The sequence below is a fragment of the Thiolapillus sp. genome (assembly GCF_048562965.1).
Taxonomy (GTDB): domain Bacteria; phylum Pseudomonadota; class Gammaproteobacteria; order Chromatiales; family Chromatiaceae; genus Thiolapillus; species Thiolapillus brandeum_A.
Genome location: NZ_JBHNMF010001603.1, coordinates 1 through 538 on the forward strand (window position 1 = coordinate 1; position 538 = coordinate 538).

A 538-nucleotide genomic window follows, 5' to 3' on the forward strand; every position below is an offset into this window, starting at 1 on the left:
GGATGAACCTTTGGCGGTTCTGCGCGACCTCTCCGATTCAGTTGATCAGCATCTCTCAGTATCCGATAGAAACTCGACTCAGAGCCAATGTACTCCCCCTTGTCTGCCAGTATAGGTACAACAAGCGTGTCTTCGGCCTCGTGATAGATTTTGGGACATCCCAGTCCCCAAAATCGACTCGGCCTTTGACAACCTATTTGTGCCCCAGCCGTCCTGGTCACCAAGCACTACGCAACAACTTCGCAAGCTCGTTGCTGCTCCGTACTTGGCTCCCATATGACTGGACGCCGCGTTCGGATGCCTACTTTGTTTTCCCTCTGGCGCAAGGCACGCCGGGAAAACAGTGCGGCCTCGCGGCTACTGGGGTCTACCAGCCTTCGCTTCGCTCTCCATGGCTGGCAGCGATAGCTGGCAGCGTTTGTGAGGGCGGTAAGCTCTTGTATTCAGGAAGATTACAGGTTTTTATGATCTGTTCTCTCTCCGCTTCACTGAGCTTGTTTGCCGGTATGCGTTGTGCTGCCGCCAACTTGCGTTGATC

The 538-nt window shown here is 54.5% G+C and carries 1 protein-coding gene; it reads left to right on the top strand.

What is annotated here, in order from left to right; genetic code table 11:
• The first annotated feature begins 140 nt into the window (after positions 1-140).
• Positions 141-536 (top strand): hypothetical protein, encoded by a 396-nt coding sequence (locus ACOCD2_RS25760; protein WP_419590654.1) that lies wholly within the window; start codon positions 141-143, stop codon positions 534-536.
• The last annotated feature ends 2 nt before the right edge of the window (positions 537-538 follow it).